General features: G+C 67.3%; 22 protein-coding genes. 13 read left to right on the top strand and 9 right to left on the bottom strand.

Going from position 1 to position 24,180, the window contains the following annotated elements:
- The first annotated feature begins 315 nt into the window (after positions 1 to 315).
- From rpmH to ACCO44_RS18875, 10 genes are all read left to right on the top strand, one after another.
- Positions 316 to 453, top strand: coding sequence for a 50S ribosomal protein L34 (gene rpmH / locus ACCO44_RS18920; RefSeq protein ID WP_013584598.1), 138 nt, complete (start codon positions 316 to 318; stop codon positions 451 to 453).
- 6 nt (positions 454 to 459) lie between these two features.
- On the top strand, positions 460 to 813 hold the full coding sequence (rnpA, locus tag ACCO44_RS18915; RefSeq protein WP_081860056.1) for a ribonuclease P protein component: 354 nt from the start codon (positions 460 to 462) through the stop codon (positions 811 to 813).
- Entirely contained in the window at positions 810 to 1,160 is a 351-nt protein-coding gene (yidD, locus tag ACCO44_RS18910; protein WP_029264209.1) for a membrane protein insertion efficiency factor YidD, read from the top strand. The genes rnpA and yidD overlap by 4 nt, the downstream gene beginning before the upstream one ends.
- 3 nt (positions 1,161 to 1,163) lie before the next feature.
- Positions 1,164 to 2,234: a membrane protein insertase YidC gene (yidC, locus tag ACCO44_RS18905; RefSeq protein ID WP_029264210.1), complete on the top strand. Its 1,071-nt coding sequence runs from the start codon at positions 1,164 to 1,166 to the stop codon at positions 2,232 to 2,234.
- Positions 2,231 to 2,722, top strand: a complete 492-nt coding sequence (locus tag ACCO44_RS18900; protein ID WP_029264211.1) for a R3H domain-containing nucleic acid-binding protein — start codon at positions 2,231 to 2,233, stop codon at positions 2,720 to 2,722. Before yidC ends, ACCO44_RS18900 begins: the two co-directional genes overlap by 4 nt.
- A gap of 36 nt (positions 2,723 to 2,758) precedes the next feature.
- Positions 2,759 to 3,379, top strand: coding sequence for a 16S rRNA (guanine(527)-N(7))-methyltransferase RsmG (gene rsmG, locus ACCO44_RS18895; protein ID WP_029264212.1), 621 nt, complete (start codon positions 2,759 to 2,761; stop codon positions 3,377 to 3,379).
- A gap of 1,329 nt (positions 3,380 to 4,708) precedes the next feature.
- Positions 4,709 to 5,584 carry a ParA family protein gene (locus ACCO44_RS18890; protein ID WP_231481882.1) on the top strand — a complete coding sequence of 292 codons (876 nt, stop codon included), beginning with the start codon at positions 4,709 to 4,711 and terminating at the stop codon, positions 5,582 to 5,584.
- Positions 5,584 to 6,555 (top strand): ParB/RepB/Spo0J family partition protein, encoded by a 972-nt coding sequence (locus ACCO44_RS18885; RefSeq protein ID WP_372467766.1) that lies wholly within the window; start codon positions 5,584 to 5,586, stop codon positions 6,553 to 6,555. The genes ACCO44_RS18890 and ACCO44_RS18885 overlap by 1 nt, the downstream gene beginning before the upstream one ends.
- A gap of 63 nt (positions 6,556 to 6,618) precedes the next feature.
- A complete protein-coding gene (locus tag ACCO44_RS18880) occupies positions 6,619 to 8,067 on the top strand; it encodes a sugar porter family MFS transporter (RefSeq protein ID WP_372467765.1) in 1,449 nt (482 codons plus the stop codon).
- Positions 8,068 to 8,076: 9 nt separating this feature from the next.
- Entirely contained in the window at positions 8,077 to 8,412 is a 336-nt protein-coding gene (locus ACCO44_RS18875; protein WP_017829903.1) for a hypothetical protein, read from the top strand.
- 63 nt (positions 8,413 to 8,475) lie between these two features.
- On the opposite strand, the gene trxA is transcribed toward ACCO44_RS18875, so the two are convergent.
- The 4 genes from trxA to ACCO44_RS18855 form a co-directional block, all read right to left on the bottom strand.
- Positions 8,476 to 8,799 carry a thioredoxin gene (trxA, locus tag ACCO44_RS18870; protein ID WP_021201395.1) on the bottom strand — a complete coding sequence of 108 codons (324 nt, stop codon included), beginning with the start codon at positions 8,797 to 8,799 and terminating at the stop codon, positions 8,476 to 8,478.
- A gap of 66 nt (positions 8,800 to 8,865) precedes the next feature.
- On the bottom strand, positions 8,866 to 9,840 hold the full coding sequence (trxB, locus tag ACCO44_RS18865) for a thioredoxin-disulfide reductase (protein ID WP_372467764.1): 975 nt from the start codon (positions 9,838 to 9,840) through the stop codon (positions 8,866 to 8,868).
- A gap of 117 nt (positions 9,841 to 9,957) precedes the next feature.
- A complete protein-coding gene (gene murJ, locus ACCO44_RS18860) occupies positions 9,958 to 11,592 on the bottom strand; it encodes a murein biosynthesis integral membrane protein MurJ (protein WP_372467763.1) in 1,635 nt (544 codons plus the stop codon).
- Positions 11,585 to 13,762 (bottom strand): DUF6049 family protein, encoded by a 2,178-nt coding sequence (locus ACCO44_RS18855; RefSeq protein WP_372467762.1) that lies wholly within the window; start codon positions 13,760 to 13,762, stop codon positions 11,585 to 11,587. The genes murJ and ACCO44_RS18855 overlap by 8 nt, the downstream gene beginning before the upstream one ends.
- A 97-nt stretch (positions 13,763 to 13,859) precedes the next feature.
- Between ACCO44_RS18855 and ACCO44_RS18850 the strand changes: the two genes are divergently transcribed.
- The 3 genes from ACCO44_RS18850 to ACCO44_RS18840 all read left to right on the top strand — a co-directional run bounded on the left by ACCO44_RS18850 (position 13,860) and on the right by ACCO44_RS18840 (position 18,492).
- A complete protein-coding gene (locus tag ACCO44_RS18850; protein WP_372467761.1) occupies positions 13,860 to 15,371 on the top strand; it encodes a class I SAM-dependent methyltransferase in 1,512 nt (503 codons plus the stop codon).
- 28 nt (positions 15,372 to 15,399) lie between these two features.
- Positions 15,400 to 16,455, top strand: coding sequence for an LLM class flavin-dependent oxidoreductase (locus tag ACCO44_RS18845; protein ID WP_372467760.1), 1,056 nt, complete (start codon positions 15,400 to 15,402; stop codon positions 16,453 to 16,455).
- An 81-nt stretch (positions 16,456 to 16,536) separates the two neighbouring features.
- Complete coding sequence (locus tag ACCO44_RS18840) at positions 16,537 to 18,492, top strand: collagen binding domain-containing protein (protein ID WP_372467759.1); 1,956 nt, start codon at positions 16,537 to 16,539, stop codon at positions 18,490 to 18,492.
- 76 nt (positions 18,493 to 18,568) lie between these two features.
- On the opposite strand, the gene ACCO44_RS18835 is transcribed toward ACCO44_RS18840, so the two are convergent.
- The 5 genes from ACCO44_RS18835 to ACCO44_RS18815 all read right to left on the bottom strand — a co-directional run bounded on the left by ACCO44_RS18835 (position 18,569) and on the right by ACCO44_RS18815 (position 24,179).
- Positions 18,569 to 20,332, bottom strand: a complete 1,764-nt coding sequence (locus tag ACCO44_RS18835; protein ID WP_372467758.1) for an alkaline phosphatase family protein — start codon at positions 20,330 to 20,332, stop codon at positions 18,569 to 18,571.
- A gap of 97 nt (positions 20,333 to 20,429) precedes the next feature.
- Complete coding sequence (locus tag ACCO44_RS18830; RefSeq protein WP_372467757.1) at positions 20,430 to 21,473, bottom strand: ABC transporter ATP-binding protein; 1,044 nt, start codon at positions 21,471 to 21,473, stop codon at positions 20,430 to 20,432.
- Positions 21,473 to 22,273 carry an ABC transporter permease gene (locus ACCO44_RS18825; protein WP_262002409.1) on the bottom strand — a complete coding sequence of 267 codons (801 nt, stop codon included), beginning with the start codon at positions 22,271 to 22,273 and terminating at the stop codon, positions 21,473 to 21,475. The genes ACCO44_RS18830 and ACCO44_RS18825 overlap by 1 nt, the downstream gene beginning before the upstream one ends.
- 2 nt (positions 22,274 to 22,275) lie before the next feature.
- Complete coding sequence (locus tag ACCO44_RS18820; protein WP_029264225.1) at positions 22,276 to 23,103, bottom strand: ABC transporter permease; 828 nt, start codon at positions 23,101 to 23,103, stop codon at positions 22,276 to 22,278.
- The gene (locus tag ACCO44_RS18815) at positions 23,100 to 24,179 is read right to left on the bottom strand and encodes a polyamine ABC transporter substrate-binding protein (protein ID WP_029264226.1); all 1,080 of its coding nucleotides are present in this window, start codon (positions 24,177 to 24,179) and stop codon (positions 23,100 to 23,102) included. Before ACCO44_RS18815 ends, ACCO44_RS18820 begins: the two co-directional genes overlap by 4 nt.
- Position 24,180: the final 1 nt, after the last annotated feature.

Raw genomic sequence — 24,180 nt, 5'->3', positions numbered from 1 at the left:
GACGCTCCGGACGAGGAATCGAGGCGGGGTCGACGTGCTGTGCCCCTGTGGATAACTTAGGATGCCACGGTAGTCACCGCGGCTGTGAACGGCAACCTGCCCTTGAAAATACGCGCGCGTGTTGTGCTCGCCGGGCGAGCCCCGGTTGTGGATAATGGCTGTGCGGTTCGTGCCGGTGGTCGACCACGGAAGCGCGCAGATTTGCTCTGCGCGCCGGTAAGACGTACCCTAAGTCGGTTGACTTATGCCTTTTTCGGCAGTTCCCCATGTCTCCGGTCGAAGTGAATCCGGTGGCAGCATTCCCGGAGTGATTCCATGAGCAAGCGCACTTTCCAGCCCAACAACCGTCGTCGCGCCAAGAAGCACGGCTTCCGTGCCCGCATGCGTACGCGTGCCGGCCGCGGCATCCTCGCTGCCCGCCGTGCGAAGGGCCGCACCGAGCTCTCTGCGTAGTCCACTGTGCTCGCCCGCCCGTATCGGCTGACCCGCGGGAGCGACTACCGTCTGGTCGTTCGACGCGGATCCCGTTGTGGCGGGGCGCGCGTCATCACCTCGATGTTGACGACGGGCGAGAGCAGGGCCGCGAGGTTCGGATTCATCATCAGCAAGCAGGTAGGCACCGCTGTGGTGCGCAACACCGTGCGTCGGCGACTCAAAGCCGTGTGCGCGGAAGCGCTGCAACGCGTTCCCGAGGGCACGGATGTCGTCATCCGTGCCCTTCCTGCGTCGGCGACGGCATCCTTCGCGGAACTCCGCGCCGATGTCGATCGGTGTCTGAGCCGACTCGCCCCAACGGTCGCGGTGTCGGCATGACCGCTCTCCCGGCCTCGTCCATCGGGACGGCGCGCATGCAGTCGCAGGATGTGCTTCGCAGCGTTCCCCTGGTGCCGCGCAATCTGGTGCTGGGATTCCTCACCGCCTATCGCAAGGTGATCTCCCCTATGTATGGAGATGTCTGTGCGTACTACCCCAGCTGTTCCGCCTACGCTGTAGGTGCGGTGCAGCAGCACGGCGCGGTGAAGGGGGCGGTGCTCTCGGCATGGCGCATCCTCCGCTGCAATCCCTGGACCAGCGGTGGCGTCGACGACGTCCGTCCGCATGAACACTTCCGCTACGACCTGACTGCACACGGTTTCGTCGTCCCTTCCCGAAAGGACTGATCGGTGGGTCTTGACCTTCTGCTAGCCAGCTCCACTCCCAGCGATGCACCTGCTGCGGGTGGCTTCGATCTGATCGGCACCATCCTCTGGCCGCTGAAGTGGGTCGTCGAGCTCATCCTCGTCGCCTGGCACTGGCTGCTGACCACCGTCGGCCTTCCCGCCGCATCCGGTCTCACCTGGGTGTTGTCGATCGTCGGACTCGTCATCGTCGTCCGTGCCGCCCTGATCCCGCTGTTCGTGAAGCAGATCAAGAGCCAGCGAAAGATGATGGAAATCGCTCCTGAACTGCGAAAAGTTCAGGAGAAGTACCGAGGTAAGAAAGATCAGCTCTCTCGCGAGGCCATGAGCCGCGAGACGATGGCCCTGTACAAGAAGCACGGCACGACGCCGATGTCGAGCTGTCTGCCGCTGCTCGTGCAGATGCCGATCTTCTTCTCTCTGTACAGCGTTCTGAGTGACGTCAGCAAGCACGCCAAGGACAGTGTCGGTGGCGTCGGGTTGCTGAGCCCGGAGCTCACCAAGGAGTTCTACGACGCGAAGCTCTTCGGAGTCGCTTCGCTGCACGAGACCCTGGGCAACGCGGTCGACGCGCAGAACACGACCGCGATCGTCATCCTGGTCACGCTCGTCGTCCTCATGATCGCCTCGCAGTTCTTCACGCAGCTGCAGATCATCTCGAAGAACCTGTCGCCCGAGGCCAAGACCGGCCAGGCGTACCAGATGCAGAAGATCATGCTCTATGTCCTTCCGTTGGGCTTCATCTTCTCGGGTGTCTTCTTCCCGCTCGGTGTCGTCGTGTACTGGTTCATCTCGAACCTCTGGACCATGGGACAGCAGTTCCTCGTCATCCGTGAGATGCCGACTCCCGGCTCCGAAGCCGCCAAGGCCCGTGAAGAGCGTCTCGCTCGCAAGGGCAAGGCGATCGATTCCTCCGGCAAGGTCGTCCCGATGGCTGCATACGAGGCGGAGCAGCAGCGTCTGCTCGAAGAGGCCGAGAAGGCGAAGGCGGAAGCACCGAAGCGTCAGCAGCCGGTGGGTAAGAAGCGCGCGAAGAAGAAGGGGAGCGGCTCATGACTGAGACCATGACCGAGAACACCGAGCCCACGGTGGCTCAGCTCGAGAACGAAGGCGACGTCGCGGCGGACTACCTCGAGGAACTTCTCGACATCGCCGACATCGACGGAGACCTGAATCTCGACGTCCGTCAGGGCCGCGCCTACGTCTCGATCGAAGCTGAGGGCGACGGGCTGTCCCTGCTCTCCGCCCCCGATACGGTGCAGGCGCTGCAGGAGCTGACCCGTCTGGCCGTGCAGAGCAAGACTGGCTCGTTCTCGCGCCTCATCCTCGACATCGCCGGCTCGCGCGACACGCGCCGTCGCCAGCTCGAGACGCTCGTCGACGCTGCCGCAGCCAAGCTCGATGAGGGTTCGTCCCAGGCCTCGCTGCCCTCGATGTCCAGCTATGAGCGCAAGCTCGTGCATGACATCGCCGCGGAACGTGGGCTCGTCTCCGAGTCGTACGGCGAAGGCGCTGACCGGCACACGGTTCTCCGCCGTCGTTGATGTTTCACGTGAAACATCGATTCTGTGTGAACCTTCATGAGTGAGCTCGAGCAGGAACCGCCGATCTCCGCCGAGCTGTTCGGAGATCGCATCGAGATCGCGCGGGCGTTCACAGCAGCGCTCGCACGTGAAGGGGAGGAGCGAGGACTCATCGGTCCTCTCGAGCTTCCTCGCCTGTGGACGCGCCACATCCTCAACAGTGTGATCGCCGCGCCTCTCTTCCGCGGTTCTGTTGCCGACATCGGATCCGGTGCGGGCCTTCCCGGGATCGTGCTCGCCATCGCTCGTCCTGATGTGGAGTGGACGCTCGTCGAACCGATGGAGCGTCGGATCACCTGGCTCAATGAACAGGTCTCGGAACTCGGGCTGACGAACACGACCGTGCTGCGTGCGCGGGCTGAAGACGTGCCCCCCGCAAGTTTCGATGTCGTGACGGCGCGCGCGGTGAGCGCGCTGCGGACTCTCGTCCCGATCACGGCACCGCTGGTGCGCGACGGGGGAGAGCTCATCCTTCTCAAGGGTATGAATGCGGCGAACGAGGTAGAGGCTGCTCAGAAGCAGATCAAGAAGTTCCGTCTCTCTGACGTACGGGTGGAAGTACTGGGAGAGGGCGTGCTGCCGGAGACGACCCGCGTGGTTCGAGCTCGAGTGCGCTGAGCTTCTGCCATCAGATAAGCGGGGTGTTTCACGTGAAACACCCCGCTTCCTCGTATCGGGGTGGTCGCGAAGCATCGATGTTTCACGTGAAACACCGCGATAGCTGTAGCTGGCGAAGCCTTCTCATCTACCGGTGGAGACCGCTTGGCCGCCGGATGCCGTGCGGGAGAAACCCGGTGTGCATTCGGTCGCCCGTGGGGACTTCACGCAGTCGACCGTGGTCTTCCCTGCGAGTAGGAAGGAGTTCGCGGCTGAGATGGTGACGGTGCACGGAGTGCTACCCATCGACGCGACGCACACCTGCAGACCCGGGATCGCCGTGCGCGGTGTTTCACGTGAAACGGGGCGATCCGTCCCGCGGAGGATGGTCTCGTCTCCGGTCCCCGTATCCGTATATCGATGGCGGGTATGACGAACGGGGGAGGCGTCGTGATGGCTGCGAAGGCTGCGGTTCCGGGAGGTAGTGCTCTGTGAGGACCGGGGTGGCTCCCGCTGGTCTGGGCGCTGTTCCCCTCGGCCTCGTCTCGAGCGGTCGCGACCCACTCGTCGTGAGATTCACCGGTGCTGGTCGGAAGGCGGCGCCGGAACGAGCGGTGATGCCGGCGTGCGGACGGTACGTCGGTGAAGTCGGAGGAACGGCCCACGGTGTCGATAGCACGGCGAGTTCAGAGGGACCCCCTGCGAGGTGCCGCGGTTCTCCTCTGCCTCAGCGTGGTGCCGGAGGCGGACGTGGGCGATGTTTCACGTGAAACGTCGCTCTGCGGGGCAGTGTGCCCCGACGGAACGGGTGTGGCGTACGACGGTGCGGCCACCCGCTGCGGTTCAGACACCGCAGTGTCGCCGTGCTGGTGGGCGCGGGTGGGGGGAGTGGTTGCCGTCATTGTCGTGCGCGGCGCGCTCGCACAGCTTCGCTCCAGTCTCTGCACCACACATGTCGAGCCCGCTGCCCGGGTGGCTTCGGACTATCGTCACTTCTTCCGCCGCATCTGTTGTCCAGTGCGGGTGGCTGACTACGCCCTCCCAGCCGACCAGATTGCTCGTGGGGGCGTCGGCCCCCGTGCCCGCCTCATGAGGAAGTGAATCCGTCATCGTTTCACGTGAAACGTCGATCCAGGTGCGTGGTGCGTAGAGCATGGATCCCGTCTCGCCCGGTCGCGGTGACCATCGGAAGCGAGCTGCGCGGGCTTCCTTCCCGCGGGATCGGAGGCCCGTCGTGGGCGCGCGTAAGCCGGTGTCGCCCGCAGCGATTAGAGTGGAACGCGGCCCCGAAAGGAGTGGATGTTTCACGTGAAACAATCCGAGAAGACATCGACGAACGAATCGTTCGGGATGGATACACCGCTCGCGCGGGAGATTGCCGACCTTTCGGCCCGGAGGCGCGCGCTGGAGGCCGCATCGGTCGAGTTCACCGGCGAGACGCGCGTCCTGACGGTGTCGAACCAGAAGGGCGGCGTGGGGAAGACCACGACGGCCGTGAACATCGCCTCCGCCCTCGCGGGCCTGGGGGCGAAGGTCCTGGTCATCGACCTCGACCCGCAGGGCAATGCGTCGACCGCGCTCGGTGTTCCGCACAGCGCCGACATCCCCAGTGTCTACGACGTGCTCATCGAGGAGTTCCCCCTCGCCGACATCGTCCAGCCCAGTCCCGAAGATCCCAACCTCTTCTGCGCGCCCAGCACGATCCACCTCGCAGGGGCGGAGATCGAGCTCGTCGCACAGGTGGCCCGCGAACACCGGTTGCGGCGCGCGCTCGTGGACTACCTCGCCGACAATCCGATGGACTTCGTGATCATCGACTGCCCGCCGTCGCTGGGGCTCCTCACGATCAACGCCTTCACGGCCGCATCCGAGGTTTTCATCCCGATCCAGTGCGAGTACTACGCGCTGGAGGGGCTGAGCCAGCTGCTCGGCAGTATCCAGATGATCCAGAAGCATCTGAATCCTGACCTGCATCTCTCCACCATCCTGCTCACGATGTTCGACGGCCGCACCCGCCTCGCCCAGCAGGTCGCTGAAGAGGTGCGCACGCACTTCCCGGATCAGGTGCTGGAGACGGTGATTCCGCGCTCGGTCCGTGTATCTGAAGCGCCGAGCTTCGGACAGACCGTGATCGCCTATGACGGACAATCCGCCGGCGCCATCGCCTACCGCGAGGCCGCTGTCGAGATCGCATCGCGGACAGCGACGCAGAGCAAGGAGAAATGATGGCCAAGCGCACTGGACTGGGTCGGGGTATCGGGGCCCTGATCCCCACGGCTGATCAGGCGGAGCGTCCCGTCGATGTGTTCTTCCCCGGTGCGAGTCTGCGGCCGGCTGCCGCGGAGGCGACGGTCGGGCCGGATACCGAGGCACCCGCGCTGGAAGAGGTCCCGGGGATCCACCTGGTCCAGGTAGACCCGAACGCGATCGTCCCGAACCCGCGCCAGCCGCGGACGCACTTCAACCCGGAAGACCTCGCGGAGCTGGTGCACAGCGTGCGCGAGTTCGGCGTGCTGCAGCCCGTGGTCGTGCGCAAGAACACCGAGGGCGAGTACGAGTTGATCATGGGGGAGCGGCGCACCCGTGCCGCTCGTGAGGCAGGACTCGAGACGATCCCGGCCATCGTCCGCGAGACGGCCGATGAGGATCTCCTCCGCGATGCCCTGCTGGAGAACCTCCACCGGTCCGAGCTCAACCCGCTGGAAGAAGCATCTGCGTACCAGCAGCTTCTGGAGGACTTCGGCATCACGCAGGAGGAGCTGGCCACGCGCATCGGCCGCTCACGTCCCCAGATCAGCAACACGATCCGACTTCTGAAGCTGCCTGTCCCCGTGCAGCAGCGCGTCGCTGCCGGCGTGCTGACCGCCGGTCACGCCCGCGCGATCCTCAGTCTCGAGGATCCCGAATCGATGCAGCGCCTCGCCGACAAGGTCGTGAACGAAGACCTCTCCGTGCGCGCCACGGAAGAGGCTGCGAAGTCGCAGCCGTCGGCCGGCAAGACGACGAAAGCGACTCCCGGAGCACGGCGGGCATACCTCGACGAGGTCGCCGGAAAGCTCGGTGACCGGCTGAACACTCGCGTCAAGATCGCACTCGGTGCACGAAAAGGCCAGGTCAAGATCGATTTCGCTTCGATTCAGGATCTCAATCGAATTCTCGAGGAGCTCGGCGAGAGCGGCTACGGCTCCGCCAGGTAACACCCACCGTCGTCCGCCCTTCATCTAGACTCGCGTCATCTCGACGTCGAGGGGGAGTCAGTCATGTCCAGAGCAACAGGTCCAGCTGCCATCAAACGCCGTGTGATCGCGGTGAGCATCGCGGCGGCGTTGGGTGGTTTCCTCTTCGGATTCGACACGGCCGTGATCAACGGAGCGGTCGACGCTCTCGCCGGTGACGTCTCCGGGTTCGACCTCGGCACCGCACTGAAGGGCTTCGCCGTCTCGTCGGCCCTCATCGGCTGCGCCGTGGGTGCCTGGTTCGCGGGACCGGTGTCCAACAAGTACGGCCGTATCCCCGTGATGGTGGTCGCCGCGGCGATGTTCTTCATCTCGGCGATCGGATCCGGACTCGCGTTCGGTGTCATCGATCTGATCGTCTGGCGCGTGATCGGTGGTCTCGGCGTCGGGGCGGCATCGGTCATCGCCCCCGCCTACATCGCGGAGGTCTCGCCGGCCGCCGTGCGCGGGCGCCTCGGCTCCCTGCAGCAGCTCGCGATCGTGACCGGTATCTTCGCGGCTCTCCTCTCCGATGCGCTGCTCGCCAACCTCGCGGGAGCGGCCGACCAGCCGCTCTGGGGGCTCACGGCCTGGCGATGGATGTTCATGGTCGCCGCGATCCCCGCCCTCGTCTACGGGCTCATGTCGCTGCGTCTGCCGGAATCGCCGCGGTATCTGGTGCGCAAGGGAGAGTTGGAGCGGGCCGCGAAGGTTCTGGAGACCGTCACGGGGACCATCGACACCGATGCGAAGATCAAGGAGATCACCGGGACGATCAACACCGAGCGCTCCGAGTCTCTGCGAGACCTTCGGGGCAACCGCCTCGGGCTGAAGCCGATCGTCTGGATCGGCATCCTGCTCTCGGTGTTCCAGCAGTTCGTCGGCATCAATGTGATCTTCTACTACTCGACGACGCTGTGGCAGTCGGTCGGATTCGATGAGTCGAGCGCCCTGCTCACCTCCGTCATCACCTCGGTGACGAACATCGTCGTGACGATCGTGGCGATCCTGCTGGTCGACAGGATCGGGCGGCGCATCATGCTCCTCGTGGGTTCCGTCGGTATGACGGTGACGCTGGGACTGATGGCGGTCGCGTTCTCGTTCGGCACGCTCGACGCTCAGGGGACGGCGACGCTTCCGGACCCGTGGGCGACCGTCGCCCTGGTCTGCGCGAACGGCTTCGTGGTCTTCTTCGGCGCGAGCTGGGGTCCGCTGGTCTGGGTGCTGCTGGGCGAGATCTTCCCGAACTCCATCCGCGCGGGCGCTCTCGCCGTGGCTGCGGCAGCGCAGTGGGTCGCGAACTTCTTCATCTCGACGACCTTCCCGGCCTTCGCCGAGATCGGCCTCACCTTCGCCTACGGCTTCTACGCGTTCTTCGCCCTCCTGTCGTTCTTCTTCGTGTTCTTCAAGGTTCCCGAGACCAAGGGCAAGGAGCTCGAAGAGATGACCGAGAACATGAAGGTCGTGCGACGCGGGGGTCCGCAGCAGACGTAGGCTGGATGCATGACCGAGTCCGTACAGCGCCGCGCCAGCCTGGAAGTGCTGCGCGCGGAGGCGGCAGACGAGCTCGCGGTCCTCATCCAGGAGCGACTCCTCGGCGGGGAGGACCCCTGGGAGTTCATGGAGGAGCTGCCGAGCGTCGACGAGCTGGTCGTCTACCTCCTGCGCGCCGACAACATCAACGCGAACGACGGAGTGCGCCCGAACGCCGCTCGGCACTACCGTGTGCTGCGTCAGATCGCCCTCGAGTACCCCGAGCTCACCTCGGCCGTCTGGGGGCTTCTCGACGAGAAGCAGCGCCACCGACGCTGGGACCCCAGCGTCGCAGACGCCTCCTGACCGCCTGCGGACACGAAAAAGGCCGCCACCCCCGGGGGATGGCGGCCTTTCGACGTCAGAGGATCAGCCGATGAATGCGGCGAGGTCCTTCTCGAGCGCGAACTTCGGCTTCGCACCGATGATGGTCGTCTTGACCTCACCACCGTGGAAGACCTTCATCGCCGGGATCGACGTGATCTGATACTTCATCGCCAGCTCGGGGTTCTCGTCGACGTTGAGCTTGAGGATGGTGATCTTGTCGGGGTTGTCGGCCTGGATCTCGTCCAGAACCGGCGCGACCATGCGACACGGACCACACCACTCAGCCCAGAAGTCCACCAGCACCGGACCGTCGGCCTGCAGAACGTCCTGCTCCCAGGTCGCCTGGCTCGTAGCCTTTGCACTCATCAGAGTTCTCCTTGATTGGGGTTCGCCTGCTACAACAGCAAACGAGGGAAAAGTGTTCCCGCCGCCTCAGGCGACGATGATCTCGGCGGCCTCCGCAGCCGGAACCTCCACGGAGGCATCCTCGAGATCAGCGAGGAAGTGCTCCGCATCGAGGGCCGCGACCGTGCCGGTCCCGGCAGCCGTGATGGCCTGGCGGTACGTCGGGTCGATCACGTCGCCGGCGGCGAACACGCCGGGAACCGAGGTCTTCGACGAACGGCCGTCGACCCAGATCGTGCCCTCGGCCGTCAGCTCGAGCTTGTCGTGCACGAGGTGCGTGCGCGGGTCGTTGCCGATCGCGATGAAGAGTCCGTCGATGGGAAGGTCGCTGAGCGTGCCGTCGACCGTGTTGCGCAGCTGCACACCGGAGACGGAATCGCCACCGAGGACCTCGGCGACCTCGCTGTTCCACACGAACTCGATCTTCTCGTTCGCGAAGGCGCGCTCCTGCATGATCTTCGAGGCACGCAGCGTGTCCTTGCGGTGGATCACGTAGACCTTGGAGGCGAAACGGGTGAGGAACGTGGCCTCTTCCATCGCGGAGTCGCCGCCGCCGACGACGGCGATCGTCTTCTCGCGGAAGAAGAAACCGTCGCAGGTGGCGCACCAGGAGACGCCGTAGCCGGAGAGACGCTCCTCGCCGGCGATGTCGAGCTTGCGGTAGGCCGAGCCGGTCGCGTAGATCAGCGACTGGGTCTCGTGCACCGCACCGGAGCCGAGCGTGACCGTCTTGACGGGGCCGGCGAGGTCGAGCTCGGTGACGTCGTCGTACAGGACCTCGGTGCCGAATTTCTCGGCCTGCTCCTGGAACTTCGCCATCAGCTCGGGACCCTGGATGCCCTCGGGGAAGCCCGGGTAGTTCTCGACCTCGGTGGTGTTCATGAGCTCGCCGCCGACCTCGACCGAACTCGCGATGAGCAGCGGCTTGAGGTTCGCCCTGGCCGCGTAGATGGCAGCCGTGAATCCGGCGGGGCCGGAGCCGATGATGATGACCTGACGCATGTGCTCTCCGTCTTAGAAACTGCGGTCGAATGACCTTCGACTGCTTCAACCCATGGTAACCGCGGGGCATTCCCTCCGCAGTGTGCGCCACCGGGCTGGGAGACGCCTCCGCGCGGATCAGCGGCCGGGCAGGAAACGACGCACGAGGCCGCCGGCCGCCTTGAGTTCCGGCGCGCGCATGAGGGCCAGGATCGCGACGTAGACGATCACGACCGTGAGGCCGATGATCGCGGTGCCGATCGCTCCGAGAATGGGACTCGCGACCATCCAGCCTTCGGCACCGCCCGCAAGTGCGAGGACGCCCCACCCGGCGAGGCCGGCGGGGATTGCGGCGACCGCGAAGCGGCCGATGGCGGCCATCCACGAACCGATCTGCAGTCCGCCGATCTTGCGGTGCAGCAGCCAGGTGGCCACCAGGGTCTGCAGGATGCTTGCCACCGACTGACCGAGCGCGACGGCGGCAGCAAGGGACGTGAGCGGGATCGCGCCACCCTCATAGAGCGCCCATGCTGCCAGTGTGGTGAGGACGATCAGGACGCACTGGAAGATCGTGAACCAGAACGGCGTGCGGGTGTCGTCATACGCATAGAACGTTCGCTGGACGATGAAGAGGATCGTGAGCGGGATCAGACCGACGAGGTAGCAGAGCAGGACGACGGCCGCCGACTGGGCGGCGCTCTCTGCGGTGACGCCTTCGGCATTCTTCGTGAACACGCGCGAGGCGGGGACCGCCGCAGCGGCGACGGCGGCGGTGGCGGCCACGATAAAGAACAGGAGCGTGCGGATGCTGCGGGCGATGTCCTCGCGTACTTCCCCGTCGCGGCCGGCCGCGGCATGCTCGCTGATCTGGGTGAAGTAAGGCGTGCCGATCGACAGCACGATCACCGAGTACGGGAGCATGAAGATCAACCAGGCGTTCGCCGTGACGGTCGCCGACGCTCCGGCTCCTGCCGCCTCGCTGACGATGAACCCCTGCAGGAATCCTGCGGCGAGACTGGCGAAAGCCATGAGGAACGTCCACCCGGCGAGGCGCCCCACGGCACCGAGGCCCACGCCCCGCCAGCGGAAGTCGGGCTTGAGTGCGAGACCGGTGCGACGCCAGAACACGAGCAGCACCACGGCCTGCAGGGCGATGCCCAGCGTCGCGGTTCCGCCGAGGGTGTTGATCATCGCGGGTGTCCAGTACGCCGCGTCGGTCGACACGGGCGCGAAGACCGCTCCCAGGATCAGGAAGCCGATGATCGAGACGACGTTGTTCACGACGGGGGCCCAGGTGAACGGTCCGAAGATGCGACGGGCGTTCAATGCCTCTCCGAGGAGCGCATAGAGGCCGTAGAGCAGGATCTGGGGCAGACACCAGTAGGCGAGAGCGGTGGCGAGCGCCACGATGTCCGGGCTCGCCTTACCCGCGACTAGGTGCACGAGCCAGGGCGCGCAGACGGTGGCGATTCCGGTCACCACGACCAGGACCACGGTTCCCAGCGTGAAGAGCTTCGAGATGAAGGCGTTGCCGCCATCGGCATCCGCTGTCGCCTTCACGATCTGGGGCACGATGACGGCCGTCAGGATTCCGACAGAGATCAAGGAGAAGACGCTGTTGGGCAGCTGATTGGCGTACGTGAACGCGTCGGCGGGACCCGACTTGTACGAGCCGATGACGCCGACGAGGACGATACTGCGCAGGAGCCCGGTGAGGCGGGAGACGAGGGTGCCGGCGCCGATGACGGCGCTCGCGCGGCCGAGGCTACTCACGCGTGTCTTCTGTCGTGGCGGCATCCGGTCGGGCTTCCACGGCTTCCTCTTCCTCCAGGGCTTCGATCTGCGCTTCGACGGCGGACTCCTCGGCTGCCTCACGGCGCTTGCGACGCACGGTGCGGATCACACCGAGCGCGATCAGCAGCACGATGATGCCGCCGAGGACGACGAGTCCGATCGTCTCCCACTCCGCACGTACAGCGACCCTGAGCGTCTGATCGCCCTGGATCTGCACGCCCGTGGGGCTGTAGAGACTGAGTCGGAGGTCGACCTCGCCGCTGCCCACTCGAGCCGACACGGGCACCTTGATGCGGGTCGTGGACTGAGCCTGCACGATCGTCTCGTCCGGGGACCTGACCTCGAGACGCGGATCCGTCGGCGAGACGAAGAGCTGGACCGTCACAGGCCACGGAAGGTCGTTGCGCACCGCGATCGGCAGATCGGCGTTCGCCGTGAGCAGCTGGATCGTGCTGGACGGGGGGATGTTGACCGCGTCGAGCGTGGCGCTCGTCTGTGCTTGATGATCCGCGAAACCCTCGGCGAACGCGGCGGCCGATGTTCCGACCGACAGCGTGCGCAGGATCCGGATGCGTTCGGGGCTGAGCAGCACCTGGGGGTCGGCGAGGATCGACGAGAACGCGGTGAGCCGAGACTCATCGGCGAGGAGTGTCGTCACGGCGGCGGATCGCGCAGCATCCGGTTCCCCGGTGACCGTGACCGGAACGGGCGCCGCTGCCCGGAGCGTCGCGAGCTCGAACCCGGCCGAGTCGGCGGCGGTGATCGCGTCGCGCAGCGCGTCGGAGGAGCGGTTCTCGTCCCGGTCCAGGCCGATGAGCAGGGGAGCGGTGGGGGCGGCACGCTGTGCCAGCTGGAGGAGGGCGGCCGCCTCGGCGACAAGTCGCTGACGGTCGGCGGGATTCCGCGCCGCCGCCACCCGCGAGAGCACGTCGGAGGTCGCGGCGTCCGTGACCAGGAGGTCGTTGCCGCCGGCTGTCGCATGAGCCGTGCTCTGTCCGCCGACCGCCGTCGAGGAGACGATCGTCGTGGTGTCTGCGCCCACGTAGCCGGCGAAGGCGGTCAGGTCGGCGGAAGTGGGGGTCTGCGGCCACAGGATGTGAGGCAGAGCGCCGTCGATCGCCGTGAGTTCGTCATCGCTGGGGAGTGCCGGAGACTCCGTGGCACTCGGGGTCGGACCGGGTGTCGCATCAGGCGCGTCGGTTGGTGCGGCCGTTGCCGGGACTCCCGGGAAGTTCGCGGGATCGAGCAATGGGGTGAGAGCCCGGGGCTGCAGCAGCTCAGGCAGACCCGCCTGCGCCTGCGCCGTCGCATCCGCATCACCGAACTGCAGCGCGAAACGCGCGTTCGGGAGGTTGTCGAGTCGTGTCAGCCAGTCGCGGGCGGTCTCCGGGGCGGCGGTGCCGAGCGCCCGGATCGCGGCGGGGATGGACGGGTCGATGGCCAGCACGGCGGTCGTCCCGGCGACGCCGTCGAGCTGTGCGGTCAGGGCCCCGTCGGGAGCAGTGAGTTCCGAGAGCTCGGCGGCCGTCAGCAGTGCGCCGCCTTCGGGCGTCGCCGTGACGGGAACGAGCACCCCGACCTGCGCGGTCTGGGGGGCGGCGATCACCAGCACACTCGTCGCGGTCGCATCCACGGCCTCGGCGTCTGCGGCATCGCCGGTCGAGGCCGTGAGTTCCGCGCGCAGCGGGTAGACGCCGGGCGCGAGGTTGCCCAGGGTCGCCTCGGACACGAAGATCGTGGTCGTCGCCGACGCACCGCCATCGATCGGGTCGGTGTCTTCGGCGCCGATGGGGGCGAAGGCACCTGTCGCCTCGCCGTCGTCGAGCCAGGTGGAGACGGCCGCAGCATCGGTGAGCGGGGTGCGATTGAGTTCGACCTCGACCTGACCCGTGGTGAGTGCGGCGTCGGCGCCGTTCTCCACGGTGACGATCGCCGACGTGGACGACCCCGGTGCGACGAGCCCGCGAAGACCGGCCGAGACATGCAGCTCGACGCTCTTTTCGTCGTCGGATTGCGCCTGATCGGCGGCGACCGCGGCGCTCGGCGCGACGAACGCACAGCCGCTCACGGCGATCGCGAGAACAGCGGTCGCTCCTGCGAGCCGTCGCAGGCGCGCACGGAGGCCGATGTCGGGGGTGATCGCGGTCATGAAGGTCTTCCTCGAACGCCCGGGAAGAGGCTGCTCGTGAGTACTGACCTAGTGATTCTAGGAGGCTCTGCGAAAGAGAACCCTGAAGACGCGTAGAGTGACGGCCGTGTCCGACACCCCCGCACCGGTCCCCGACCCTCTCCGCACGGCCGCGCTCGCCGCGGATCTCGACGCTGCGGACCTCCGCTCCGAGCCGCTGCGGCGCCTGTGGGGTGAGGAGGCGGATGACGCACTCGCCCGCGGGATGCGGGAGCCGATCCTGCGGTCCATCGACGGTGACTCCGGAACGCTCGCCACGCTCGGGCGTCTGCTCGTGCTCGGAATGCCACAGCCGCGTGCCCACGTCATCGACGCGCTGCCGCGGCTCGGAGTGGACGGACTCGTGGCGCTCGGTCTCGCCGAGGCGGACGCCGACACGGTGACGCCGACGGCCCTGCTGCGGCCGCAGTCGTTCGTCGACGCCGACGGGGTGGGGGAATGGTGGATCGCGAGCGATCTCGATGAGGTCGCCCTCGACGCCCCGTTGCCCGCCGACCACGTGCTCGGTGTCGGCGGGGCATCGCGCACGCTCGCCGAGACCATCGTCCCGATCGAAGTGGAGCGCGCGCTCGACCTGGGCACCGGATGCGGCATCCAGGCGCTCCTCGTCGCACGACGCGCCGGCACGGTCGTCGCGACCGACATCTCGACCCGTGCCCTCGCGTTCGCCGAAATCAACGCCCACCTCAACGGGGTGACGAACATCGAGTTCCGCCACGGCAGCATGTTCGAGCCGGTGGCGGGGGAGGCGTTCGACCTGATCGTCTCGAATCCTCCGTTCGTGATCACCCCGCGCGTCGAGGGAGTGCCCGCATACGAATACCGTGACGGCGGACTCGTGGGAGATGCGCTGGTGGAGCAGTTCATCCGCAGCGCCCCTGCCCACCTGACCCGGAACGGCATCGCGCAGCTGCTCGGCAACTGGGAGTCGAAGGCCGCGATCACCGGGCTCGCACGTCTCGAAGCCTGGGTGCCGGCCGAGCTCGACCTGTGGGTGATCGAGCGGGAGGAACTCTCGCCTCTGGGCTACGCGGAACTGTGGATCCGCGATGGGGGGACCACGCCGCGCGACCCCGGTTTCACGCCGCTGCTGACCGCATGGCTCGACGACTTCGCCGCCCGTGGAGTGACCTCGATCGGCTTCGGCTACGTGCTGATGCGTCGGGGCCGCCTTGGCGAACCACTGCGGCGCACTGAGCGCATCGCCCAGCCCGTCGCGAACGTCGGGGCCGCCTTGGCGACTGGCCTCGCGGCGCAGGATGTGCTCGCCGAAGGGCTGCCGGCCACCCTGGTGGTCGCTGCCGACGTCACCGAGGCGCGGCATCTGATGCCGGGTGACGACGACCCGAGCGTGATCGAGCTGCGTCAGGGCGGCGGCTTCGGTCGCACGATCTCTGTCGACCCGGCTCTCGCCGGTTTCGTCGGCGCCTGTGACGGCGAGCTCACCGTGGTGCAGATCGCGGCCGCGCTGGCGGACCTCTTCGAGGTGCCGCTCGCCGACCTGTGGGCCGACCTCGAGCCCCGCATCCGCTCCCTCATCCTCGACGGCATCCTGCTGCCGGGGGAATAGTCCTCACATTCATGCGTTGGAATAGATCATGAAGGCTTTCGGATTCCTCTCTTTCGGTCACTACGCGGACGTGCCCGGATCGGCGACCCGCACCGCGGGCGACATGTTGAAGCAGACGATCGAGATCGCCGAAGGAGCCGACGAGATCGGTGTGAACGGTGCCTCGGTGCGCGTGCACCACTGGGCACGTCAGGCCGCCTCCCCGATGCCGCTGCTGTCGGCGATGGCCGCGCGCACGAAGCGCATCGAAGTCGGTACGGGTGTGATCGACATGCGCTACGAGAACCCCTTCCAGTTCGCCGAAGAGGCGGCCGCCCTCGACTTCATCGCCGACGGCAGGATCGCGCTCGGCGTGAGCCGTGGTTCACCCGAGACGGCGCTGCGCGGCTATGAGACGTTCGGCTACGTCGACGAGGAGGACCCGGAGCGCGGCAGCGTGCTCGCGCGGGAGAAGTTCGACCTGTTCCTGCGGGCGATCGACGGAGAGGGCCTCGCTCCGGGCGACCCGCGCATGGTGGGTGCCGGTCGGTACCTCGCGATCGAGCCGCAATCGCCGACCCTCCGCGACCACATCTGGTGGGGCTCGGGTTCGCGCGCCACGGCTGACGAGACGGGACGCAAGGGGCTCAACATGATGAGTTCCACCCTCGTGACCGAGGCGACCGGTCAGCCGTTCCACGAGCTGCAGCGGGAGCAGATCGAACTGTTCCGCTCCGCATACAAGGAGGCGGGGCACACCGGCCGCCCGCGGGTCTCGGTCAGCCGCAGCGTCTTCCCGCTCGTCTCCGACATGGACCGGGCGTACTTCGGCCTGCGCAGCGAGGAGAACGCCGACCAGATCGGTGTGATCGACGGCTTCCGCTCGACCTTCGGCAAGACCTACGCCGCCGAACCGGACGTGCTCATCGCGCAGCTGAAGCAGGACGAGGCCGTGATGGCCGCCGACACCCTTCTGCTGACCATCCCGAACCAGCTCGGCCCGGAGTACAACCTGCACGTGCTGGAGGCGTTCGCGACGCACGTCGCACCGGCGCTCGGCTGGCAGCCCAACACGGAAGGACCCGTCCAGGGCGACGCCGTCTGACGCGGCGCGCGCCCGCTGGCCGGCACCCCGTATCGAGGAATTCACTTTCGGACCGCACCGGTATATCAGTACGCTGACCGCATGCGTGCCTCTCGCAGAGCGACCATCGCCGGAACCATCGTCCTCATCGCGGTGCTCGTCGGCGCCCTCCCGGCTTCGGCCGCGACCGTCGCCTCCTGGGCGACCTGGCAGCCCCTCGTCGGCGTCGGCGGGGCATTCACGACATCGGTGCAGGTGGCGGCGAAGCCCGCCATCACCGCGACCGTGACCAGCGATTCGCGCGGCGGACAGGTCGGCGTGATCAGCGGTGCCTCGACCTGGCTCTCGGAGGGCACCGCGATCGGGGCGAAGTACGGCTCGAGCAGGGACCAGCCGTACCTGAACCTGCGCCCCCGGGCCGACAACGCCACGAGCCCCTCGACCACGACGTACTCCTTCGCGACGCCGACCCCGACCTCGGGATGGGCCTTCGCAGTGGGGGACATCGACGCGGACTCGGTGCGCATCCAGGCCGTCGCCCCCGATGGACACGTGCTCGACGCGACCGAGATCGGGCTGCGGGACCGGTTCAACTACTGCGCGGAAGGAATCGTCGGCAAGCCGTCGTGCACCGGTGCGGCCGATGATGTGCCGAGTTGGGATGCGACGACTCTCACCCTCACCGGCAACGCGGCGGCCGCGGACACCAGCGGCTCGGCGGCTTGGTTCGAGCCGAGCACCCCGATCAGCTCTCTCAGCCTGATCTTCACCCGTCGCTCGGGCCTTCCCGTGTACCAGACCTGGTTCGCGTCGATCGCGCAGGACATCACGGGCACTGTCACCGACACGGGGGCGCCGACGCCCGGCGTCACTCTCACACTGACGGACGCGAACGGCACAGTCGTGGGGACCACGACGACCGCGGCAGACGGCACGTACTCGTTCCCCGGGTTCGTCGCCGCTGACGGTTACACCGTGCGCGTGACCCCGCCTGCGGGCAAGATCTCGACCGGGCCGACCACGGTCGCCGTGAACCTCAGCGGCGGGGACGCCGTCGCCGACTTCGGGCTGCGCGACATCGTGCCCGTCGCGGTCTCCGGAACCGTGACCGATACCACCGGCGCCCCCATCCCCGGTGCGACCGTGACGATCGACGGACAGACCACCACGACGGACGCCGACGGGAACTACCTGTTCGACCAGGTCTCGGTCGGGACGCATCCCGTGACGATCACGACCCCGACCGGCTACACCGTGGCCACTCAGCCGCCGCCGGTCACCGTTCCAGCGGGCAGCGAGGTGCCGATCACGGACGTGGACTTCGTGGTCGCCGAGAACGCCGACCTGCGCGGCGCGGTGCGTGCCAACGGCACGGGTGTGGCCGGCGTGACCGTGACCGCGATCGCTCCTGGAGGGGCGACCCTCACGCGCGTGACGGACGCGTCAGGGGCGTACTCGTTCCCCCGACTCGCTGCCGGTGACTACACGATCACGATGACGACGCCCGCAGGATTCACCGCGACGTCTCCCGTCACGCGGAACGAGCAGGTGGCCGCGGTCGACGTGGCGAACGTGGACTTCGAGCTGGCGCGCCTCGGCGCGATCGACGGCACCGTGCGCGACGACGACGGCGCCCCCGTCGCGGGCGTGGTGGTGACACTCACCGGACCGGGCGCGCCGCAGCAGCTCACGTCCGACGCGGACGGCACGTTCGGGCTCGGCGCCCTGCCGCCCGGCACCTACACCCTCACGGTGGTTCCCCCGACGGGCACGAGCGTCGTCGGCTCGGCGACGCGCACGGTCGTGATCACCGCCGCCGGAGACGTGATCGCCGAGCAGGACTTCACGCTCGCCGCCGATGCCGTCGTCGTGCCACCGGACCCGACCGACCCGCCGGATCCGAGCACTCCGCCGACCAGTGGGGGCAACGGGACCGACCCGCTTCCCGCGACGGGACTCGGTCCCGAGACGCTCGCCTGGGCCGCAGGCGGTGCTGCCGTTCTCGTGCTCGGCGCGACGCTCCTGATCCTCGGCCGCCGGCGCTCCGCCCGGAAGTAGCCCGGGCGGAGAGTCGCACCCGCGTCGCACAGTCCCCCGGGAATCGTGCGACCGCGGGCGAAGACTGCGACCTCGGTCAGCTGCCCTTCGCCGGGCCGAACAGCTCCTCGCCGTGCTCGTGGAGCAGCTTGTACGCGTCGGCGAAGGTCTCCGGCTCCTTCTCGCCGGGTTTGCCGTACCGGGCCAGAAGCAGCCCGAGCAGCCCGCGTGCCGGGGGCGTCAGCGGCTTGAGGTGCTCCTTCACATCAGGTTGCGGCACCGCTTCCTCCGGATTCGGCGGCGTGTACGAGGGCTTCGTCGTCGGCCAGTCGGCCGGATGCCGGGGCTGATCCAGATTCACGACGTTGAACAGGGTGTTGGCCGAGGCGTCGCGGTCGTTGAGCGGCTTCAGACCGTGCAGACGCGAGAGCGTCGCCGTGACCGAGCCGTGGTGCATCTCGTCGTGGACGATGGTGCCGCGCTTCGTGTACGCCGACACCGCGATGGCCGGGACGCGGCATCCGAGTCGATCGAAGGTGAACCCCATCTCGCCCGCTCCGGTGTCTTTCGTCGGCTTCGTCGCCGCGGGCGGCGGCACGTGGTCATAGCATCCGCCGTGTTCGTCGAAAGTGATCAGCAGCAGGGTGTTGACCGCGTTCGATCCCGTCGGCGAGGCGCTCATGCGCACCGCCTCGTAGATGTCGTGGATCAGCAGATCACCGGCGCGCACGTCGGAGATCGCGCTGTCGAACACCTCCTCGCCCTCGACGAAGCCCTCCCGGGGTGAGCCGAACGGCGGGTGGAAGTCGTTGTGGTCGTAGACCATCCGCGGCTCGATGAAGGCATACGCGGGGAGCTTGCCGTCCTTCACATCGGCGTAGAAGTCCTCCATCGTGCCGAAGTGGTCCGTGCGCCAGTACTTCTCCAGCACCGGGGCATGCAGCATGCCGGTGAAGGAGACGAGCTGGAGCTTGTCGATGTAGATCTTCCAGTCGAGCTTCTTCTCCTCGAGCCGGTTGAACACCGTCGGGGCGGCCGGTGCATCGATCCACTTGTCGTAGCCGCCGCCGGCCTGGTTCGTCACGAAGCCGTGCGACGTCGAGGCGTGGAAGAAGGAGCGATTGCAGAACGTCTGCGACGGGACGCCGGCGTACCAGTGGTCGAACACCGCGAACTCGGCGGCGAGCGTCGACAGCACCGGCAGCATCGCGGGAGAGAAGGAGCCCATGATGTGCTTCGCCTCGTCGACGCTCGGCTCCTTGCCCTTGCGCAGCCGACGGAAGTTGATGATGTAGTCCTGGAGGAACCCCGACATCGAGGCCTTCTCGCCGTTCGTCGGGGCGTTGTAGGGCGCCTCCATCTGGTCGACGAAGAGCTCGGCATTCGACTTCGGATCCACCGTTCCGAAGATCTGGGTGTTGACGTGCGGATACTCCTCACCCGGATCGGGATCGGGGTGACTCATGATGCGATCGGTCTCGCCCTCGTAGACGTGCGCCTCGACCACGGTGCCGTCGGACGCCTTGTTGCTGTGCGTGCCGAATGCCAGGCCCTCGAACTTCTCACCCGCCGGCAGGTTCTCCTTCGAGTAGAGATACCCGAGGAGATTGTCGAACGAACGGTTCTCGCCCATCACGACCACGACGTGGTCGAACCCCGGCTCACTGCGCGGGGTCAGCGCGGCGTACGGGTCCGGATCGTCGGCGAAGCCGTCGCGCGCGCCCGCCGCGACGGATGCTCCGATGGCAGCGCCACCCGCGCCACCGACGACCGCGCCGGCGAGGGCCGCCCCGCCGATCTTGAAGAAGCCTCGGCGGGAGGTATCGGGTGCGGGGGAGGACTGCACGTCATCGTCGGCCATGCCGCGATCCTATGGCCGTGGCGTCTCATCGCCGGGGGATGCCGTGGAACTACTCCTGGTGAAGAGGCGTCGGGTCGGTGATCGAGGGTCCGGGCCTTCAGGCGGCGGCGATCCAGAGCAGGGCGCCGTCGCGCCAGCCGAGACCGGCGGTGCCTTCGGGGATCGGATCCTCGTGCCGGGGACGCACGACCCTCATCCGCTTGCCGGCGAGCTCGACGATGTAGACGATGTCGGCCCCGCGGTAGACGTGGGCGATGACGTCGACGCTCACCGGGGCGTCCGCGCCGACGGCGGGGGACAGGTGCAGGTCCTCCTGACGGAGCACCACCTCTCCGCCGCCGTCCGGGCCCGCACCGGTCAACGGCATCTGGATCCCTGTTCCGTCGAGCGTCGCGACGGCGCCCGAGCGGGTCGCCGGAAGGAGGTTCGCCGCCCCGATGAAGTCGGCGGCGAACGGGGTGCGCGGTGCGCCGTAGAGCTCGGCCGGTGCACCCTCCTGCTCGATCACACCGCCGTTCATGAGGACGATCCGGTCGGAGAGGCTCATCGCCTCTTCCTGGTCGTGCGTGACGAACACGGTGGTGAGCCCGAGCGTGCGGTGCAGTTCCTTCAGCTCGACCTGCATGTCCTCACGCAGCCGGGCGTCGAGGTTCGACAGCGGCTCGTCGAGCAGGAGCACGCGGGGCTCGAAGGCGATGGCCCGGGCGAGTGCGACACGCTGCTGCTGACCGCCCGAGAGCTGCGCCGGCATCCGATCGGCGAGGTGTCCCATCTGCACGCGCTCCAGAGCCCGCACAGCGAGCTCCTTCTGCTCGGCCTTCGACTTCTCGCCCGACATCCGCAGACCGAAGCGCACGTTCTCGACCACGCTCATGTGCGGGAAGAGCGCGTAGCTCTGGAACATCATGCCGAGGTGCCGCTTCTCGGGCGGGAGCTTGGTCACATCCTGACCCGCGATCTCGATCGTGCCGCCGCTCGGGGATTCGAGGCCGGCGATGCAGCGCAGGAGTGTCGTCTTTCCGCAGCCCGAGGGGCCGAGGAGGGAGACGAACTCTCCGGACTGCATCGAGAGGTCGATGCCCTTGAGCACCTTCGTCCCCTTGAAGTCCTTGGTGAGTGAGGTGATGGTGAGTGTTGTCATCAGACGAACAACCTTCCCAGGCCGATGATGCGTTCGAGCACGATCATGAGGACGACGGTGAGCAGGACCATGAGAGTCGAGACGGCCGCCACGGTGGGCGACGTGCTGAACTCCAGCTGGCCGTAGATGGCGATGGGGAGCGTCTCGAGCTGCGGGGTGCGCAGGAAGAGGGCGATGACCGCATCGTCGAACGAGATGTTGAAGGCGAAGAAGGCGCCGGCCGCGATGCCGGGGCGGGCGATCGGGAGCACGACGAGCCGGTAGCGATTCCAGGTGCTGGCACCGAGAGTGCGCGCCGCCTCCTCGGTGAAGTGGTCGGCGCGGGTCATCACGCCGGTCACGGTGCGCATCACGTAGGGGATCGCGATGACGATGTGGATCGCGATCAGCACACCCACGTTGGGTGACCCGATCGTGAGCGACGCGATGGACAGGGCGCCGATGGCGAGGATGATCGTGGGGATCGTCAGTGGCGACATCAACAGCGCCTGGATCGCCGCACCGCCGGGAACCTTGAAGCGGGTGAGAGCGAGGGCGGCTGCGGTGCCGATCGCGGCAGCGAGGATCGCGACGGTGATGCCGACGAGCAGACTCAGGCGGAACGGCTCGAGGTAGGTGTCGGAGGTGAGCGCCTCGACGTACCAGTCGAGCGTGAAGCCCTGCCCGGGGAACGTCAGGAAGCGGTTCTCGCCGACCGAGGCACCGGCGACGACCATGAGCGGCACGAGCATGTACAGCGTCACGACGACGCCGAGGACGATCGCGAGGATTCTGCCGAGGAGGGGAACGGAACGGACCATGGTCACACCTTCTGCTTCCCGAGCCGGGACGTCGCTGCGAGCACGAGCATGACCCCGGCGAACAGCAGCACGGCCTGCGCGGCCGCGAACGACCAGTCGAGGTTGGTGGTCGCGTCGACATAGATGGTCTGCGCGAACACCGGGATCTGGGCTCCGCCGATGAAGCGGGGGGTGATGAACGAGCTCACCGACAGGACGAACACGAGCGAGGCGCCGGCGACGATGCCGGGTACCGCGAGGGGGAGGACGACGTGTCGCAGCGTGCGCCAGAATCCGGCGCCGAGTGTGCGGGATGCCTCTTCGAGCTGCGGGGTGATGCCGGAGATGACGCCGAGGATGCTGAGCACCGCGAAGGGGAGGAGCACCTGCACCATCGCGATCACCACGCCGGTCTCGGTGCCGAGGAAGCCCTGGGTGCCGCCGACGAGGAACTCTGCGCCGGGGATCTGCATCATGAGTCCGGAGGGTCCCATCAGGACGACCCAGCCGAACGTGCGGACCACGACGCTCGTCATGAGAGGGAGGATCACGACGATCAGGAGGAAGGAGCGCACCTTCGAGCCGGCTCGGGCCATCACGTAGGAGAGGGGGATGGCGATCACGAGCGTGATCACCGTCTGGATCACCCCCAGGCGGAGCGAACGGAGCGCCGCCTGGAGGTGATATTCACTCGTGAACAACCGGGTGAAGTTGTCGAGGGTGAACCCGCCTGCCGACGATTGCACGCTCATGAGGAGCATGCCGGCCACCGGCGTGACGAAGGCGAGCGCGAGCAGTGCGATCGCCGGCAGGAGCAGGAGCCAGGGCTCCCTACGGGTTCGGACGCTCATTTGGTGATCAGCGCATTCCACTCGTCGGTCCAGGACTGACGGTCGGCGGCGATGTCGCCGGGCGCGTAGACCACGACCGTGTCGAGCTCGTCACCGGTGAGGACCGCATCCGCCGCGTCGTCCGAGAGCTCCGCCTTGGTGTTGACCGGCGAGTACCGCATGTTCTCCGCGAAGACGGCCTGCGCTTCGGGGCGCAGCTCGAAGTCGATGAAGAGCTTCGCGAGGTCGGGGTTGTCCCGGCCCTCGACGACGTTCGCCGTGATGAGGGAGGCGGTGGCGCCCTCCTCGGGGACGATGAACTCGACCGGAAGACCTGCGTCCTGCAGGGTGCCGGCGTAGTCCATCGCGTACGGAGCGATCCACGTGTCGCGCTGGGCGAACGCGGTCTGCAGGTCGGGCGACGTCGGGACCACGATCGCGTCGCCGGCCGAGGCGAGTGCCCCGAGGTCGGCGATGGCCTTCGAGGGGTCGTCGATTCCGCCGCCGAGAGCATCGGCGACGCGGAGCATCGAGAGCACACCGTACGTGTTCGAGAAGTCCGTGAGGGCGACGTGACCGGCGTACGCGTCGTCGAACAGGTCGAGCCACGAGGTGGGCGCCGGAGCATCCGCCTCGGTGTTGTAGACGAGTCCGATCGGCGCCAGCTGGATGACGGGGCCTTCGCCCCGCTCGAGGCCTGCGGTCGCGAGGTCGATCAGGTCACCGGACTCGGACAGGTCGTCGGCCGCGATCGGGGCGATGAGCCCGTCCTGAGCGGCCGTGAACTCCTGGCCGCCCGAGAAGTGCACGACATCGATCTGGGGGCTCGCCTTCTGGGCGGTGACCTGTGCGAGGGCGTCGGCGCTGTACAGCGTGATCAGCTCGACCTTGGCACCGGTCTCCTCCTCGAAGGGATCGACGACGGCCTCGATGAAGGCCTTCTCCCAGTCGCCGCCGAACGAGGTGACGACGATGGTCTCGCCGGCGAACTCCTTGTCGCCGGAGGATGCGGTGTCGTCACCGGATGCACAGCCGGCGAGGACGAGGGCGCCGGTGGCGACGAGCGCCCCGGTGGTGAGGATTCTTCGGGTATTCATG

The sequence above is a fragment of the Microbacterium maritypicum genome, from assembly GCF_041529975.1.
Lineage (GTDB): Bacteria > Actinomycetota > Actinomycetes > Actinomycetales > Microbacteriaceae > Microbacterium.
Note: the sequence above shows the minus strand (reverse complement) of the source record. Positions and strands in the feature narration are given on the sequence as shown.

Bases quoted from the DNA above. Each gene is read 5' to 3' on its own strand.
- rpmH (WP_013584598.1), top strand. From the start codon at position 316: ATGAGCAAGCGCACTTTCCAGCCCAACAACCGTCGTCGCGCCAAGAAG.
- yidD (WP_029264209.1), top strand. From the start codon at position 810: ATGACCGCTCTCCCGGCCTCGTCCATCGGGACGGCGCGCATGCAGTCG.
- ACCO44_RS18900 (WP_029264211.1), top strand. From the start codon at position 2,231: ATGACTGAGACCATGACCGAGAACACCGAGCCCACGGTGGCTCAGCTC.
- rsmG (WP_029264212.1), top strand. From the start codon at position 2,759: ATGAGTGAGCTCGAGCAGGAACCGCCGATCTCCGCCGAGCTGTTCGGA.
- ACCO44_RS18890 (WP_231481882.1), top strand. From the start codon at position 4,709: ATGGATACACCGCTCGCGCGGGAGATTGCCGACCTTTCGGCCCGGAGG.
- ACCO44_RS18885 (WP_372467766.1), top strand. From the start codon at position 5,584: ATGGCCAAGCGCACTGGACTGGGTCGGGGTATCGGGGCCCTGATCCCC.
- ACCO44_RS18880 (WP_372467765.1), top strand. From the start codon at position 6,619: ATGTCCAGAGCAACAGGTCCAGCTGCCATCAAACGCCGTGTGATCGCG.
- ACCO44_RS18875 (WP_017829903.1), top strand. From the start codon at position 8,077: ATGACCGAGTCCGTACAGCGCCGCGCCAGCCTGGAAGTGCTGCGCGCG.
- trxA (WP_021201395.1), bottom strand. From the start codon at position 8,799: ATGAGTGCAAAGGCTACGAGCCAGGCGACCTGGGAGCAGGACGTTCTG.
- trxB (WP_372467764.1), bottom strand. From the start codon at position 9,840: ATGCGTCAGGTCATCATCATCGGCTCCGGCCCCGCCGGATTCACGGCT.
- ACCO44_RS18855 (WP_372467762.1), bottom strand. From the start codon at position 13,762: ATGACCGCGATCACCCCCGACATCGGCCTCCGTGCGCGCCTGCGACGG.
- ACCO44_RS18845 (WP_372467760.1), top strand. From the start codon at position 15,400: ATGAAGGCTTTCGGATTCCTCTCTTTCGGTCACTACGCGGACGTGCCC.
- ACCO44_RS18840 (WP_372467759.1), top strand. From the start codon at position 16,537: ATGCGTGCCTCTCGCAGAGCGACCATCGCCGGAACCATCGTCCTCATC.
- ACCO44_RS18835 (WP_372467758.1), bottom strand. From the start codon at position 20,332: ATGGCCGACGATGACGTGCAGTCCTCCCCCGCACCCGATACCTCCCGC.
- ACCO44_RS18830 (WP_372467757.1), bottom strand. From the start codon at position 21,473: ATGACAACACTCACCATCACCTCACTCACCAAGGACTTCAAGGGGACG.
- ACCO44_RS18825 (WP_262002409.1), bottom strand. From the start codon at position 22,273: ATGGTCCGTTCCGTTCCCCTCCTCGGCAGAATCCTCGCGATCGTCCTC.
- ACCO44_RS18820 (WP_029264225.1), bottom strand. From the start codon at position 23,103: ATGAGCGTCCGAACCCGTAGGGAGCCCTGGCTCCTGCTCCTGCCGGCG.
- ACCO44_RS18815 (WP_029264226.1), bottom strand. From the start codon at position 24,179: ATGAATACCCGAAGAATCCTCACCACCGGGGCGCTCGTCGCCACCGGC.